The organism is Muricauda sp. SCSIO 64092, assembly GCF_023016285.1.
Taxonomy (GTDB): domain Bacteria; phylum Bacteroidota; class Bacteroidia; order Flavobacteriales; family Flavobacteriaceae; genus Croceivirga.
Genome location: NZ_CP095413.1, coordinates 1,473,507 through 1,490,201, shown reverse-complemented (window position 1 = coordinate 1,490,201; position 16,695 = coordinate 1,473,507). Strand labels below are relative to the sequence as shown.

The window sequence follows — 16,695 nt, the reverse complement described above, 5'->3', positions numbered from 1 at the left end:
TAATTATGGCATTTGATTTTTTAGTGCCAATAAGTGAAAAGGTTTTGGCCTTTTCAGAATTTCTTCCCTCGCAGGCACTGGGAAAAAATATTCATAAGCATACTGAAAAAAAAGGCCTGCCCGTGTTCGCCAATGCCACAGTGGCGATTTTTGGCGTTTTGGAATCCAGGAACGCTTTTGAGAAAAGACAGGAAAAATTGGACATGGATTCCCTGCGGATTGAACTGTACCGATTAATGATGGGCAATTGGAATGCCACGATCATTGATATTGGTGATGTGGAAGAGGGAAATACCGTTGAGGACACGTACTTTGTGGTCAATCAGATCATGTCCGGCCTGCTTGAAGAAAAAATAATTCCGATAGTCATCGGTGCGACACAAGATGTCACTTTTCCCACCTACAGGGCCTTTGATGGCATTAAGGACATGATCAATTTGGTATCCATTGATAGTAGGTTCGACTTTGGCGAGGACGATGAGTTGATTTCCTCGGAATCCTACATGAGCAAAATCATCACGGACAAACCCAACAACCTGTATAATTTTTCCAATCTGGGCTATCAAAGCTATTTCAATGCCCAGGAAGAGATCGATCTTATGGAACGCCTGTTCTTTGACGCCTATAGATTGGGGGATATTGTTTCCGATATTACGCTGGCCGAACCTATTTTAAGGAACGCCCATCTGGTAAGTTTGGATTTACGCGCTGTAAAAGCAAGTGAAATGGGGGTAACGGCAAACTTTTCCCCCAACGGATTTGACGGTAGGGAAATATGCGGCATCTCCAGATATGCGGGAATAAGCGAAAAGGTGAGTGCCTTTGGAATCTATGAAATGGAAAACACGCTATTGTCCTTTCGGCTTGTAGCCCAAATAATTTGGTGCTTTATTGAAGGGCTGAGCTTTAGGATAAAAGAACTGCCAAGCTCCAACGATGAGGACTTTACCAAATTTACCGTTCCTACGGATTCAGAGGAATTGGTATTCTTCAAAAGCCATATTACGGAACGTTGGTGGGTTGAAGTTCCCTCCATTTTACCGGAGCATACTAAAAATAATTCAGTTGCGTTATTACCATGCACTCAACAGGACTATTTGGATGCTTGCAACCAAAATATTCCAGAGCGCTGGCTTAAAGCCTATAAGAAAGGCTTAAACTGAACAAATATTTTTGGTACATAAACCGTATCGGCACAATAATTTGCTCAATTTGAAGTTTTGTGATTAGGAAATTGTGTTGCACAGTTTACAATCTTAAATCGAAAATTTAACCTAAAGTATGAGAAAGCTATTTTTATCATCTCTAGCACTTGTGTTTTTGCTCACTAGTTGTGGCTCAAAATCAAGGTCAAAAGGTGAATTGGTTGGTGTGAGAGGGAAAAAATGGTATCCCGAGAAGCCATATGGAATGGAATTGATTCCTCGAGGTTCCTTTGTCATGGGTAAGGCCGATGAGGATCAGGCAAAAATTTTGAATGCCCCTACCAGGACCGTTACCGTACGTTCCTTTTATATGGACGATACGGAAATCACCAATAGTGAATATCGACAGTTCGTGGAATGGGTAAAGGATTCGGTCGCCCGGACCAAATTGGCCATTCTGTCCGATGAGTTGGGCCTTGGTCCCGAGGATGACGACACTATTGGGGAATTTGCTTTTAAAAGTGCGGATACGACCAGATTGTCCGTTTGGGAAAAATATAAGATTGATAATTACCTAGGTTTTGGAGATGACCCTTACGAAGGTTATGCCCTTAACAAGGATATCGATCTTATCTGGGATACCAATGATTATCCGGACGAATTCTACGCGGAGGTAATGGATTCATTATACCTGGCAGAAGAGGAGACGTACAATGGTCAACGAACAATTGATGTGAAACAATTGAAGTACAAATACAATTGGATGGACATAGAGGCTGCTGCCCGTGCCAAATCCGGCAAGCGCAGTGATTTTATTAAGTCCGAACAGTTGGCGATCTACCCCGATACCACGGTATGGATTCGCGACTTTGAGTACTCTTACAATGAGCCCATGCACAATGATTATTTCTGGCATGATGCCTATAGTGATTATCCGGTGGTGGGCGTAAACTGGCAACAAGCCAAGGCATTCTGTCATTGGAGGACCAAATTCAAAAACGATGACCAGAAAAGTCGTGGCAAACAATTTGTGAACCAATTCAGGCTCCCTACCGAAGCCGAATGGGAATACGCCGCAAGGGGTGGTATTGAAGGAGGAACCTATCCATGGGGAGGACCTTATGTGATCAGTGATACGGGTTGTTTTATGGCCAACTTTAAACCGCAACGTGGGGATTATGCAGCAGATGCCGCATTGTACACGGTAGAGGCAAAGTCATATGAACCCAATGAATTCAACCTTTACAATATGGCGGGGAATGTAGCGGAATGGACCAATTCCAGCTATGATCCAGGAGCCTACGATTATGTATCCACAATGAACCCAAATGCCGGTTCCGGTCAAAATAAGAGAAAAGTGATCCGTGGGGGATCGTGGAAAGATGTGGCCTACTTCTTGCAAGTGAGCACACGGGATTATGAATATCAAGATTCTGCCCGGAGCTATATTGGCTTTAGAACGGTGCAGGACTATATGGGTGAAGAAGATTCTACCCGAGGGAACAACGGATTATAAAATAGTGAAGAATAACAGGAATTTAATTACGAATCCAGTAACCAATTCTTATTTATATACTTAATTAAAACTGAAATTATGGCACAGTCAAAATCAACAAAAAAACTATTTAACATGGCCTACGGGCTGGGCGCATCGGTGGTGATCATTGGTGCATTGTTTAAAATCCTTCACTGGGAATTCGGACCACTTAACGGTGGACTTCTTCTTGCAATAGGGCTTATTACGGAAGCATTGATTTTTGCAATATCAGCATTTGAACCTGTGGATGACGAATACGATTGGTCTTTGGTATACCCAGAATTGTCCAATGGTCAATCCAAAGGGAACAAAAATGATGCGAAACAAGCAAAAGAAGCTGAAGGATTGCTTTCCAGAAAATTGGACGAGATGTTGAAAGAAGCAAATATCGATTCCCAGTTGTTCAGCAGCTTGGGTGAAAGTATCAGAAGTTTTGAGGGAGCGGCCAAAGACATCGCCCCTACTACGGATGCAATCCAAAATACCCAAAAGTATTCAGAGGAGTTGTCCCATGCCGCTGCTCAAATGGAATCATTGAACAGCTTGTACAAAGTACAATTGGAGAGTGCTAGCCGTCAGGCGTCCATTAACGAAGAAGTGGTACAGAATGCAGGTGCCCTTAAAGAGCAAATGGAATCCTTGGCGACCAACCTATCTTCCTTAAATGGAGTATATGGTGGTATGCTTTCTGCGATGGCTAAAAACTAATTAGGCCCCAAACAAACCAAACGTTAATCACATTTAATTAAATCTAATTAGTAAAATGGCATCAGGAAAACAAACACCACGTCAAAAGATGATCAACCTTATGTACTTGATCTTCATTGCGATGTTGGCCTTAAATATGAGTAAGGAGGTTCTTGCCGCTTTTGGTCTAATGAACGAAAAGTTGGAAGAGTCCAACGCCAAAACGGACGAAAACAACCTTGCATTTTTTGAAAATTTAGCTACCAAAGCTTCTGAAAATGAAGCAGAATATGGGACGCTGTACAAAAATGCACAGGAAGTCAAGGAACTCTCCACCAAATATTACAACTATTTGGAAGGATTGAAAAAAGGAATGACCGCAGATTTGGAAGATCCAAAAGACTATGTGGTCATGGATAAATCGGACTACCTGGATAATCTGTTCTTCAAGGGAGATAACTTGAAAACTGAAGGACAAAGGTTCCTGGATATGATCAACAACTATCGTGAAGGGGTAGTTGCTGAACTTCCAGAAGGGAAGTTTGAGGATATCAAAGCGTCCGTTAAGACACGTTTTGCCACCGGAGATGGCAAGAAAAATGATGGAAAAGTGGAGAAGCGTGATGGTACCCGTCAAGATTGGATCAATTACCATTTTGAGGGCTTCCCGTTGGTAGCCTCCCTGACCAAGATTACCCAATTGCAGGCCGATATCAAAGCTACGGAGCAAGAGGTATTGAAAGGGCTATTGGAAGGTAACTTGACCGCTGCGGTATCATTAAAGAATTTTGCCACCTCCTTACATGCATCCAAGTCTGCATTTTATAGTGGGGAGAAATACGACGGTAAGATCATCATTAGCAAGACCGATAAGAATTCCACACCCGTTAAGGCCGAACTGACTTTGGACGGTAGAAAGTTGACGGAAGGAAGGGATTATCGTTTGGAGGCCGGAGGCGTACAGATGCTAATCAGTGCTGGCGGTGCTGGAGACCATCAAATTGCAGGTACCTTGTATTTCATGCAAGATGGTAAGGAAATAGAAGTTGATGTGGACAATAAGTTTCCAACTATCAATAAACCAAATGCAGCTGTTATTTCCGCTGACAAAATGAATGTAGTGTATCGTGGTGTGGCCAATCCTATGACCATTTCCATTCCTGGTATTCCTGATAATAAAGTATCAGCTTCAGCACCTGGATTAAGATCTGTAAGTGGAAGTAGATACATCATGAACCCTGGGACAGGACGTGAAGTAACCATCAACGCATCTGGTGTACTACCGGACGGGCAGCGTATAAGCACTCCTGCCACCTTCCGTATCAAGGATATTCCCAGACCTGCGGGTACGATCCGTGGAGAGGCGGGTAGCGTAAAAATGCCGAGGAGAAACTTGGAAATCGCCACTATCGGTTCCATGTTGGAAGACTTCGATTTTGATTTAAATCTGGCAGTAAGTGGATTTAAGTTCAAAGTACCTGGTCAGCCTACGGTAAGTGTAAATGGTAATAAGTTGGATGCCAGGGCCAAGTCTGCCTTGAAAAGGGCAAAACGTGGTGATCCAGTCCAGATTTTTGACATCAAAGCGTATATCACAAACAACAAGAGCTACAAGTTGAAAAAAGTATCTCCAGTTGTAGTTGAATTGACAAACTAAGAATAGCATTATGAATTGGAAAAATGTAATTGTAATTGTTGCACTAGGTTTTTTACCGATCTCCATAATGGCACAGGCAAATATTTTAAATGCCAAAAAGCCGGAAGATGTCGGGAAAAAGACCGAAGCGCAAATAGCTGCCGATGATGATGAACCATTGGAGTACGGCTATGTGGACGATAGGGACATCCTATGGTCCAAGACCATCTGGGAAACCATTGATCTGGATGAGCGTGTAAACTTCCCACTATATTATCCTACGGATACCATAGGTATTGGGAAGGACCGGAGGTCATTGTACCATGTGTTGATGAAGAACATCCAGAATGGGAAATTGACCGATGTGTACACCGATTCCTATTTCACTGAAAAACGAAATTTTGGTGACCTTACGGCCACGTTACAAAAAGTGGATACCACGGATTTAGGGTACGAACAATTGAATGCCGGTGAGCAAATCTCTGAAGAATTCATCAATAAAAGGGATATTACGGCAGCGGATATTGAGGAGTACCGTATTAAGGGTATCTGGTATTTTGATAAACGTCAAGGGGAATTGAAATATCGTTTGCTGGGGATAGCCCCGGTAGCACCAGACGTAAACTTTATTGATGACGAATCTGTCGATCCCGGTGAAAACAAGGTAGAATTGTTCTGGGTATGGTACCCAAGTGCCAGGAAGATTCTACATGCTTCCAAGGTCTTCAACAACAGGAATTCGGCACAGCCCATTTCCTTCGATATGTTGTTGAATGCAAGACGATTCAATGGAGTCATCTATAAGGAGGATAACGTTCACGGAGACCGTGAAATCAATGATTACATTTTTGATAATGCCTTGTTCCAACTTTTGGAGGCCAACCGAATTAAGGAAAGTGTCCGGGATAGGGAACAAGATATGTGGGCATATTAATGAACCCCAACTTTGAAGACTGTAAGACAGGAAAGCAAAGTTGACGGCTGAATTATCCCGAATTTATTTCGGAATCCACACCAGAATAATTTCCAATTCATTACAAACAAACGTCCTGAAGAAATTCAGGACGTTTTTGTATTCCCACCTATGCTGTTTATTCTTTAAGGGTACCTCCATTGTTGGAGCATCCCAATTTGTTTTATAGATAGGAAAATTGCAATTGGATTTCCTGTCTATGCCGGAAATGACAATTTGAGTTTCTACTTTTGCCCCATGCTGGATTATGTAATAGTAGGTCTGGGTTTGGCCGGAATTTCCTTTTGCGAGCAACTGGAGCAAAATGGGAAATCCTTTGTTGTTGTTTCGGATGATTCCGAGCGGGCCTCCCTAGTGGCAGGGGGACTTTATAATCCGGTGATCCTAAAGCGCTTTACTTTGGCCTGGAATGCCGCCGAACAGATGGATTTGGCATTACCCTTTTACGCAAACCTGGAGAAAAAGCTCCAACTAAAGTTGGATTATAAAGTTCCCGTATATCGCAGGTTTGCTTCCGTGGAAGAACAAAATCTCTGGTTTGAAGCTGCGGATAGAATAAGCTTAAAACCCTTTTTAGCGACTACAATTATTGGGAACAACAATGCCCAAATCGATGCGCCCCATGGTATGGGCGAAGTAAAAAGCACCGGTAGGATCGATACCGCTAAGCTTATTAATGGGTATTCCGATTATTTGATCCAAAAATCCCTTTTACATCAAGAACAGTTCAGTTTTGACCAGATGTCCATTGGTACGGACAAAATTGAATACAAGGGAATCACTGCAAAAAAAATCGTTTTTGCAGAAGGCTTTGGATTAAAAAAGAACCCTTTTTTCAACTATCTTCCCTTAAATGGGACCAAAGGGGAACTGCTGACCATAAAAGCCCCCCTGCTCCGTGAGAAAAGTGTTGTAAAGTCTTCCGTGTTTATCATTCCCTTAGGTCAAGAGTTGTATCGAATAGGGGCCACCTATAAATGGAAGGATAAAACCAATACACCGACAGCGGACGCCAAAAAGGAACTTCTGGAGAAGTTAAGGACGTTCCTAAAATGTGATTTTGAGATCGTGGACCACGTTGCGGGCGTTCGCCCAACCGTTACCGATAGAAGGCCATTGGTGGGGACACATCCAAAACACAAAAGCCTATTGGTATTGAATGGCTTCGGATCCCGAGGGGTTTTGATTGCTCCCTACGCCGCATTGCAACTGTTTCGGCATGTGGAAAATGGTGCCAAAATCAATGCAGAAATGGACATTGACCGTTTTAAGGACAAATTCCAGAACAAGCGCTAAGCTTCCTTCGCAAGATTTTTGTCGTATTTCATAAACAGATTGATCCAGATGTTTCGGGAAAGTCTAATGATTACCGGTAAAAAAAGGACCAGGGTGGATACAATGGCAATAAAGGACGTTTTCAAATCCGTACCAATAAAAAGAAAACTGATGACGAATGCCGCCACCGCAAATGCAATGCCAACGGCATAACTCACGTACATGGAACCGTAAAAAAATGAAGGTTCGATCTTATACTTGGTGTGACAATGGGAACATCGTTCATTCATTTTAAAGAGCTGTGTGATATTGTACGGGTTGGGATTTTCGTACATGCTCTCAGAATGGCATTTGGGACAACTTCCTGTTAAAATACTGTACAGTTTTGTGCCTTTTTTTAACATTTGCAACAGTTTTTTACAAAATTACAAAGAACTTTTAGGCCCTTTTGTAACTTCAATTACAATTTATGCTCAATATCCATAATCTTAGTGTCTCCTTTGGTGGTGAGTTTCTTTTTGAAGAAATATCCTTTAAGTTAAATCCGGGCGATAAAGTGGGTTTGATCGGTAAGAACGGTGCGGGAAAATCCACCCTTTTACGACTGCTTGCCAAAGAGATGAAAGGGGATTCCGGAGTTATCGCTTCCGATAAGGAGGTGAAAATAGGGTTCCTAAAACAGGATATCGATTTTGAAAGGGGCAGGACGGTTTTGGAAGAAGCCCATCAAGCTTTTAAAGCGTTAAAAAAGCTCGAATTTCAGCTTGGGGAAATCAATGAACAATTGGCGGTTCGGGATGATTATGAAAGTGAGGGCTATCACCAGTTGATGGTTGATTTAAATGAGGTCACACATCGCTATGAAATTCTGGGGGGATACAATTATCAGGGTGAAACGGAAAAAGTGCTTTTGGGATTGGGATTTAAAAGGGCCGATTTTGAAAATCAAACGGACACCTTTTCCGGAGGTTGGCGAATGCGGATTGAATTGGCCAAGTTACTGCTCCAAAACAATGACGTTTTGCTCTTGGATGAGCCTACCAACCATCTGGATATTGAATCCATAATTTGGTTGGAGCAATTCTTAAAAACCTATCCGGGAGCGGTGGTCATCGTTTCCCATGACAAGATGTTCCTGGACAATGTTACCAATAGGACCATTGAAATTTCCTTGGGAAGGATATATGATTACAACAAACCGTATTCAGCCTATTTGGTGCTGCGCAAAGAGATGCGCGAGCAACAGTTGAATGCCCAAAAAAACCAGGAAAGGGAAATTCAACAGGCAGAACGATTGATTGAAAAATTCAGGGCTAAGTCAAGCAAGGCGTCCATGGCCCAATCCCTGATCAAAAAGCTGGATAAAATAGAACGTATTGAGGTGGACGAAGAGGACAATACGGTCATGAACGTGCGTTTTCCAGTATCTGTACAACCGGGGAAAGTTGTGGTTGAAGGGCAAGGTATAGGTAAGAGCTATGGTGAAAAATTGGTCTTTGAGGACGTCAACGTAATGGTGGAACGTGGGAGCAAAATTGCATTTGTTGGCCAGAACGGTCAAGGCAAAACTACTTTGGCCAAAATCATTGTTGGGGAGCTGGATTACAGTGGAGCCCTTAAATTGGGCCATAATGTCCAATTGGGTTATTTTGCCCAGAACCAAGCGGACTATCTGGAGGAGAAAAAAACCGTACATGACATTATGTTGAATGCCGCCAATGAAACAAATAGGACAAAAGTTCGGGATATTTTAGGGTCTTTCCTGTTTAGGGGCGATGATGTGGACAAACAGGTAAAAGTACTCTCCGGAGGGGAAAGGAACCGTTTGGCCTTGGCCAAACTACTGTTGCAGCCCTTTAATGTATTGGTCATGGACGAACCCACCAATCATTTGGATATAAAATCCAAAAATGTGCTGAAACAGGCATTGAACAATTTTGAAGGGACATTGATTTTGGTGTCCCATGACCGTGACTTTCTTCAAGGTCTAACGGAAAAAGTATATGAATTTAGGGAGGGAAACGTAAAAGAGTTTCTTGGCGATATTGATGATTACCTTGAGCAGCGAAGTGCGTTGGATTTTAGGGCGATTGAAAAGAAAACCCAACATTCGCCAAAGGAAAGCGCGAAAAGCGAAGGCAAAACTGCCAACGATTACCAGGAACAAAAGCGACTGAAATCGCTAAAAAACAAATTGGGTTCCCTGGAAAAAAAGATTACCGCCCTGGAACGGGAAATAGGCGATATGGACCATAAACTGTTGATGGAATATGATCAAACCGTTGCAGACCCTGGTTTTTTTGACAGATACCATGAGAGGAAAGGGGAATTGAACAGGCTTATGGAGGAGTGGGAAAGGATGTCAAACGAGTTGGAAACATAAAATGACGACATCCATTTTTTAGACCTACACCACACCTAGCATCAAATTCACAACAAAATCAGCAATTTACGGTGCTGTAATTTGCCCATTCTCAGCACGAATGCTTAATTTGTAGGGTAAATCTTACTAATATTATCCGAGTATGAAATCGTTTTTGCCCATTTTAATGGTTTTCTTGATTTCGGTTCATGTAGGACTAGCCTCAACGACCACAATTACAAAAGCGGAAAGAAGGGCCTTACTGGATATTTACGAACAGACCAATGGCGATTCATGGACCCAGACCTGGGATTTGAACGGGCCTGTTTCTTCATGGAAAGGGATAACCGTTAAGAACAACCATATCATTTCCATTAATCTTTTTAATAACAATCTTAACGGGGTCTTACCGGAGAGTTTGGGCAACCTTAAATATTTGGAACACCTTAATTTGGCGTTCAACAACCTAACTGGGGTATTGCCCAAGGATATTGTAAAATTGGAAAACCTCAGGACCCTTAAACTGGAAATGAATAGGATAAAGGGCGCTTTGCCCGAGGCTATTGGGAACTTGGGGCAATTGGAAGAGTTCTCCATGTTCAATAATTTTCTTTCGGGACCAATACCGGAGGGTTTTGGAGAATTGAAGAACCTTAAAATACTGAACCTGTCCAGTAATAATTTAAAAGGCATTATTCCCACAGCAATAGGCAACCTTACCAAATTGGAAAAGCTGGGATTATTTGAAAATGGCCTGGAAGGGACAATACCCGGGGAGTTGGGAAATCTGGGGCAGCTTAAGGAACTGGTATTGGCCAATAATCAACTGGGAGGGGAAATTCCAGTGGAGTTTTCCCAATTGGCAAGCCTAAGGATTTTGCAAATACAGAACAATAGGTTCGAATCCTTTACTGGATTAAAGAACATGGATACAAAACGTTTTCTGGTTTTTGACACCGATGATGCCACCTTGAATCCTTATAACGAAATTAATCTTCGAAAAACACGTACCCGCATGGCGGATACCAAGTTTGAAGATGATGACAATAATGAGTAGTTAGTTATACTTTAGTTTGTTTGGTTCGGGGGATGCAGAGGTGTATCCCCCTTTTTTTGTTTCACACTTTCTTTATTCTGTTTAAACATTTATGAATTTTTTAACCTGTCCCGGCCCAAGGACACAATAGTTTTGTGTCTTACCAATGCTACAACTATGCAAAGAACAATTATCTCCGTTGTACTGGGACTCCTTATTATTGTTGGTGCCATTTTTGGAGCAAAAGCTATTATCGATAGCAAAAAGGACCGGAGACCTAGACCGCAAAAGGTGGTAAAAATAGTGTTTGTTGATACGATTACCAATGGTACGGTGCCCATTATAGTTCCCGCCAATGGAAATTTAGTGGCCAAGGATAGGGTAGAACTTTTTGCTGAGGTCCAGGGGGTTTTCAAAAAAGGGAGTAAACCCTTCAAGACCGGTCAGGAATATACGGCAGGACAAACATTGATCAGAATTGATGCTTCGGAATATTATGCTAGTGTGCAATCTGCCAAAAGCGACTTCTATAACTTACTCACTTCCATCATGCCCGATTTACAGCTGGACTATCCGGAGCATTTCCCAAAGTGGCAGAACTATCTGGCGGAATTCGATTTGGACAAAGCGACACCTGAATTGCCAAAGGTCACTTCGGAGAAAGAAAAATACTTTATTACCGGACGTGGAATTTACGGGGACTACTACAATGTAAAGAATTTGGAACAACGTCTTTCCAAATACTCGATCGGAGCCCCATTTTCCGGGATATTGACCGAGGCATTGGTAACGGAAGGAACTTTGGTGAGGCCCGGTCAACGATTGGGTGAATTCATCAAAAAAGGGACCTATGAACTGGAGGTGGCCGTAAGCAAGACCTATGCGGATTACCTTGCCGTGGGAAAAAAAGTGACACTTACCAATTTAAATAAAACCCAAACCTACACTGGGGAAGTGATTCGGTTAAATGGTAAGGTAGACCAGGCAACACAAACCATTACCGCATTCATTGAAGTGCGGGGCGATAATTTAAGGGAGGGGCAGTATTTGGAAGCCAATCTTAGTGCAAAGGATGAAACGGATGCCATTCAGATCGATCGTTCCCTACTAACGGACAATGACCAAATTTTTGTGGTTCGCGACTCCATTTTGGATTTAATAGATGTGAAGCCTGTTTATTTTTCCGATAAAAAAGTAGTACTCAAAAACGTGCCGGAAGGCGAGACCATTGTATCCAAGCCTGTTGTGGGTGCTTACGCGGGTATGCTGGTCAAGGTATTCGATGAGGGTGGTCCAAAAACAGCGGTGGAATGAAAAAGGTCATTGAATACTTTATTAAATACCATGTTGCGGTAAACGTTATCATTGTTGCCTTTTTTGTTTTTGGGATTGTAGGGGCGCTCTCTTTAAAATCCTCCTTTTTCCCTCTCACGGAATCCAAAAATGTAGTGATCAACATTACGTATCCTGGAGCTTCCCCACAAGAGATTGAGGAAGGAATTGTACTAAAAATTGAAGACAACCTTAAGGGCTTGCAAGGTGTTGATCGCGTAACATCCACTTCACGTGAGAATTCGGGCTCCATCAATGTTGAAATTGAAAAAGGCTATGACATTGACTTCATGTTATTGGAAGTTAAGAATGCCGTAGACCGCGTGCCCACATTCCCCACCGGAATGGAACCCCTTATTGTCTCCAAAGTGGAAGCGGTACGACCAACGATCAGTTTCGCCGTAAGTGGACAAAACATCTCCCTGGCTACCTTAAAGCAAATTGGAAGGCAGATAGAAAATGACCTTAGGGCAATTCCAGGGATATCCCAGATTACCATTGCCGGATATCCCGAAGAGGAAATTGAAATTGCGGTCAATGAGGACAATTTATTGGCTTATGACGTTTCCTTTCAAGAAGTGGCCCTTGCCGTTTCCAATGCCAATATCCTGGTTACCGGAGGGAATATTAAAACCGATACGGAAGAATACCTGATACGGGCCAACAACCGTTCTTACTATGGGGATGAACTTTCAAATATCGTTGTGAGGGCAGATGCCTCGGGTAAGGCGATCCGATTAAAGGATGTTGCCGAGATACGAGATCGTTTTTCCGAAACGCCAAATGCTTCCTATTACGATGGGAATCTGTCGGTCAATGTTACAATAACCAGTACCAACACCGAAGATTTAATTGGTTCCGCGGAAAACGTTAAAGAGTACATATCGGACTTTAACCAGAAGTACAACAACGTACAGTTGAATGTGGTACGGGATCTCTCCACCACATTGACCCAACGTACCCAACTGCTCACGGAGAATGCGATTATGGGAATGCTGTTGGTACTCATTTTCCTCTCCCTTTTCCTAAATACCCGATTGGCCTTCTGGGTGGCCTTTGGTTTGCCCATAGCCTTTTTGGGAATGTTCATTTTTGCCCCTATGGTCAATGTGACCATTAACGTGCTTTCCCTTTTTGGAATGATCATCGTCATTGGTATTTTGGTGGACGATGGTATCGTTATAGCAGAGAATATCTATCAGCATTATGAAAAAGGGAAAAAACCGGTCCGCGCGGCCATCGATGGGACCTTGGAAGTAATTCCGCCCATCGTTTCCGCAATCATTACTACGGTATTGGCCTTTTCCATTTTCCTGTTTTTGGATGGAAGGATAGGGGACTTCTTTGGCGAGGTTTCGGTTATCGTCATCTTGACCTTGGTGGTGTCCTTGGTTGAAGCACTGATCATTCTTCCGGCCCACTTGGCGCATTCCAAAGCCCTTACCAAACAGAATAAAGCACCCAAAACAGGGATAGCCAAAGTCTTTTCCAAACTAAGGCTTATCAATAAATGGGGGGATGGGGCAATGGCATGGATGCGGGACAAAATGTATAGTCCCACCTTACAATTTGCACTTCGGTATCGTTTACTCACGTTCTCCTTTTTTGTACTGGCGTTATTTTTGACGTTTGGGTCCATTGGAGGAGGCATCATACGAACCGCTTTTTTCCCCAGGATCGCCAGTGACAGGGTAGCCGTGGAGTTGCAAATGCCCAATGGGACCAATGAAAAGGTTACGGATTCCATTATCAGCTTGATTCAGGAAAAAGCAAAAATTGTGAATCAGGAACTAACGGAACAATACCTCCAGGGAACAGGGAAAGTCCTGTTTGAAAATATGATAAAGAACGTGGGGCCGGGATCGGCGGCGGCAACTTTGGAAATCAATCTTTTGCCCGGAGAGGAACGTCCCGATGCGATTGTTGCGGATTTGGTAACTCGAAGATTACGGGAATTGGTGGGACCTGTGATTGGCGTGGAAAGTCTCATTTATGGTTCAGGAGGGAATTTTGGGGGCGATCCGGTTTCCGTATCCCTTTTGGGCAACAATATCACCGAACTGAAAGCTGCAAAATCTGAATTGAAGACGGCCATGGAGGAAAATGCCCTGCTCAAGGATGTTGCGGACAATGACCCTGCCGGAATCAAGGAGATACAATTGGAACTTAAGGAAAGCGCCTATTTGTTGGGCTTGGATTTACGAACGGTCATGAATCAGGTAAGATCTGGGTTTTTTGGGGCCCAGGCACAGCGTTTTCAACGTGGACAGGACGAAATTCGGGTTTGGGTCCGGTATGATCGGGACAATAGGGCCTCCATTAACCAACTGGACGAAATGCGTATTGTTGCCCCGTCCGGTAGTCGCGTGCCACTTAAGGAAATAGCCAATTATGAAATTGCCAGGGGGGATGTTGCCATCAACCATTTGGATGGACAACGGGAAATACGGGTCAGCTCGGATTTAAAAGACCCAAAAAATACCAGTGCTCCGGATGTGCTGACCTGGATAAGGACTGAAATAATGCCCGATATACAGTCTAAGTACCCAACGGTGACGGCTTCCTATGAAGGACAGAATAGGGAACGCAACAAACTGACCGATTCTTTGAATTATGTAGGTCCGGTGGTCTTGTTTTTAATCTACATTACCATAGCGTTTACCTTTAGGAGTTTTAGCCAACCCTTATTGTTGTTGCTTCTTATCCCCTTTAGCCTTACGGCCGTAGCTTGGGGTCATTGGATACATGATTTTCCCGTAAACATTCTTTCCATGTTGGGTATTATAGCCCTTATTGGGATTATGGTCAATGACGGTTTGGTACTGATCGGCAAGTTCAATGGTAACCTTCGGAACGGGATGCAGTTTGAAACCGCTTTGTATGAAGCGGGGAAATCGCGGTTTAGGGCCATATTTTTGACTTCCGTAACTACCATTGCCGGACTCGCTCCCCTGTTGTTGGAAAAGAGCAGGCAAGCCCAGTTCTTAAAACCTATGGCCATTTCCATAGCTTATGGAATTGCTTTTGCCACAGTCCTTACTTTGGTAATGCTCCCAATTTTTCTGTCCTTTAGCAATGAAGTAAAAGTTGGTTTCAAGTGGTTAAGGACCGGAGATAAAATTAGTAAGGAAGAGGTGGAACGGGCCATAAAGGAAAAACAGGAAGAAGCGGACATGGTCGAAGGGAAAACCAAACACCTCAATGGAACAAACCAAAATGTTGTTATTGACGATTCTCAAGAACAAGAATTAGAAGAAGTGCTATAATGAAGATATTCACTACTGCTAAAATCGTGTTTCTCTTTGCGATTTTCCCCTTTTTCCTCTTTTCACAACAAAGTTTCCTTTCCAAAGAAGAGGCGGTCAAAATTACCTTGGAAAACAATTTAGGGATTGTAATCGCCAAGAACGATGTTGAAATAGCGGAAAACAATAAGAGTGTCCTAAATTCAGGTTTTCTTCCTACCCTTACGGGGACGGCCGGGGCAAACTATCAACGGGATGATTCCACCTTTGAATTTCCGGGACAATTTTTAAGGGACGATGAGGGCAATGTACAAATAGATTCGGAAGGAAATCCCATACAAAGACCGGATGCAAGTCTTTTTAAGGCAGAGGCGCAGCGCTATAATGCCCGATTGACCGCGGACTATGTCCTTTTTGACGGTTTGGGTAGGTTATACGATTACAAGCGGTTAAAGGAGGAGTACAATCTGTCCGAACTACAGTCCCGGGAAACGATTGAAACCACGGTCCTACAGCTGTTTACCGTGTATTTTGAAATGGCAAGGGTTTCGGAGAACATCCAGGTCCTCAAAGATACCTATGCCAATACCGAAGATCGATTGAAGCGGGCAGAATACAGCTTTGAATACGGCCAGATAAACAAGTTGGATGTCTTGAATGCCCAGGTAGATTTGGTGAACGATAGCATTAACCTAATGAACGAGAGGCAGCTGTTGGAGAACACTATGCGGGATTTGAATATTATCCTCAATGAGGACCTGGAGCAGCAATTTGCGGTCGATACCACAATTGCCTTTATCGATAAGATCCGGCTGGAGGGTTTTTTAAAGGAAGGGGAGCAAAACAATGTTCGCATGTTGCAGGCAAAATCCAACATGACCATCAATGATTATACCTTAAAATCATCCAAATCCGTTTTCTTGCCCACGATTGGATTGACCGGTTTCTATGGATGGAACCTTAACCAAAATGCCCCAGGACCCTTTTTCCCGGGAGTAACTGTAAACAACAGGAGAAATTTTGGTCTGGGAGCGAACCTTACATGGAATCTTTTTGACGGTGGGAACGGTATTACCCAACTGAAGAATGCAAGAGTACTATTGGAATCCCAGGAGGCATTTCAAAAACAGATCGTTTTGGAGGTAAGACGGGATATTGCCAATGCACAGGGAGATTATGAAAACCGATTGAAGGTTTTTGAACTTCAGGAACAAAATGTGTTTACGGCTACGGACAACTACAATCGATCTAATGAACGCTACAAACTGGGACAGATCACGTCCGTAGAGTTACGACAGGCACAGATTAACTTACTGAATGCCCAAACGAGTAGGAACTTGGCCAAATACAATGCAAAACTGGCAGAACTGCAGTTGTTGCAACTCACAGGGCAATTATTGAACGTAGAGTTATAATTTGGTTGTAGGGCTGTCTGGTTGAAATGCCAAAGCCTTAAAAACAATTCAA

Annotated in this window: 12 protein-coding genes; 11 read left to right on the top strand and 1 reads right to left on the bottom strand. The window is 43.0% G+C overall.

Features of this window, described 5'->3' with window-relative positions; translation table 11 throughout:
- Positions 1 to 5: 5 nt before the first annotated feature.
- The 6 genes from L0P88_RS06245 (at position 6) to L0P88_RS06220 (ending at position 7,274) form a co-directional block, all read left to right on the top strand.
- On the top strand, positions 6 to 1,163 hold the full coding sequence (locus L0P88_RS06245) for a formimidoylglutamase (RefSeq protein ID WP_247133752.1): 1,158 nt from the start codon (positions 6 to 8) through the stop codon (positions 1,161 to 1,163).
- 118 nt (positions 1,164 to 1,281) lie between these two features.
- The gene (gldK, locus tag L0P88_RS06240; RefSeq protein WP_247133751.1) at positions 1,282 to 2,661 is read left to right on the top strand and encodes a gliding motility lipoprotein GldK; all 1,380 of its coding nucleotides are present in this window, start codon (positions 1,282 to 1,284) and stop codon (positions 2,659 to 2,661) included.
- Between the two features lie 78 nt (positions 2,662 to 2,739).
- The gene (gene gldL / locus L0P88_RS06235) at positions 2,740 to 3,390 is read left to right on the top strand and encodes a gliding motility protein GldL (RefSeq protein WP_158776683.1); all 651 of its coding nucleotides are present in this window, start codon (positions 2,740 to 2,742) and stop codon (positions 3,388 to 3,390) included.
- A gap of 55 nt (positions 3,391 to 3,445) precedes the next feature.
- Complete coding sequence (gene gldM / locus L0P88_RS06230) at positions 3,446 to 5,026, top strand: gliding motility protein GldM (protein ID WP_247133750.1); 1,581 nt, start codon at positions 3,446 to 3,448, stop codon at positions 5,024 to 5,026.
- A 10-nt stretch (positions 5,027 to 5,036) separates the two neighbouring features.
- Positions 5,037 to 5,939, top strand: coding sequence for a gliding motility protein GldN (gene gldN / locus L0P88_RS06225; RefSeq protein ID WP_247133749.1), 903 nt, complete (start codon positions 5,037 to 5,039; stop codon positions 5,937 to 5,939).
- 276 nt (positions 5,940 to 6,215) lie between these two features.
- Positions 6,216 to 7,274 carry an NAD(P)/FAD-dependent oxidoreductase gene (locus L0P88_RS06220; RefSeq protein WP_247133748.1) on the top strand — a complete coding sequence of 353 codons (1,059 nt, stop codon included), beginning with the start codon at positions 6,216 to 6,218 and terminating at the stop codon, positions 7,272 to 7,274.
- Here L0P88_RS06220 and L0P88_RS06215 read toward each other — a convergent pair.
- Positions 7,271 to 7,657: a DUF983 domain-containing protein gene (locus L0P88_RS06215; protein WP_158776686.1), complete on the bottom strand. Its 387-nt coding sequence runs from the start codon at positions 7,655 to 7,657 to the stop codon at positions 7,271 to 7,273. The two genes, L0P88_RS06220 and L0P88_RS06215, sit on opposite strands and share 4 nt — an antisense overlap.
- Before the next feature lie 65 nt (positions 7,658 to 7,722).
- On the opposite strand from L0P88_RS06215, the gene L0P88_RS06210 reads away from it, so the two are divergent.
- The 5 genes from L0P88_RS06210 to L0P88_RS06190 all read left to right on the top strand — a co-directional run bounded on the left by L0P88_RS06210 (position 7,723) and on the right by L0P88_RS06190 (position 16,643).
- On the top strand, positions 7,723 to 9,636 hold the full coding sequence (locus tag L0P88_RS06210) for an ABC-F family ATP-binding cassette domain-containing protein (protein ID WP_247133747.1): 1,914 nt from the start codon (positions 7,723 to 7,725) through the stop codon (positions 9,634 to 9,636).
- A gap of 142 nt (positions 9,637 to 9,778) precedes the next feature.
- The gene (locus L0P88_RS06205) at positions 9,779 to 10,672 is read left to right on the top strand and encodes a leucine-rich repeat domain-containing protein (protein ID WP_247133746.1); all 894 of its coding nucleotides are present in this window, start codon (positions 9,779 to 9,781) and stop codon (positions 10,670 to 10,672) included.
- Between the two features lie 156 nt (positions 10,673 to 10,828).
- Positions 10,829 to 11,965 carry an efflux RND transporter periplasmic adaptor subunit gene (locus L0P88_RS06200; RefSeq protein ID WP_247133745.1) on the top strand — a complete coding sequence of 379 codons (1,137 nt, stop codon included), beginning with the start codon at positions 10,829 to 10,831 and terminating at the stop codon, positions 11,963 to 11,965.
- Positions 11,962 to 15,249 (top strand): efflux RND transporter permease subunit, encoded by a 3,288-nt coding sequence (locus L0P88_RS06195; protein WP_247133744.1) that lies wholly within the window; start codon positions 11,962 to 11,964, stop codon positions 15,247 to 15,249. Before L0P88_RS06200 ends, L0P88_RS06195 begins: the two co-directional genes overlap by 4 nt.
- Positions 15,249 to 16,643 (top strand): TolC family protein, encoded by a 1,395-nt coding sequence (locus L0P88_RS06190; protein WP_247133743.1) that lies wholly within the window; start codon positions 15,249 to 15,251, stop codon positions 16,641 to 16,643. Before L0P88_RS06195 ends, L0P88_RS06190 begins: the two co-directional genes overlap by 1 nt.
- Positions 16,644 to 16,695: the final 52 nt, after the last annotated feature.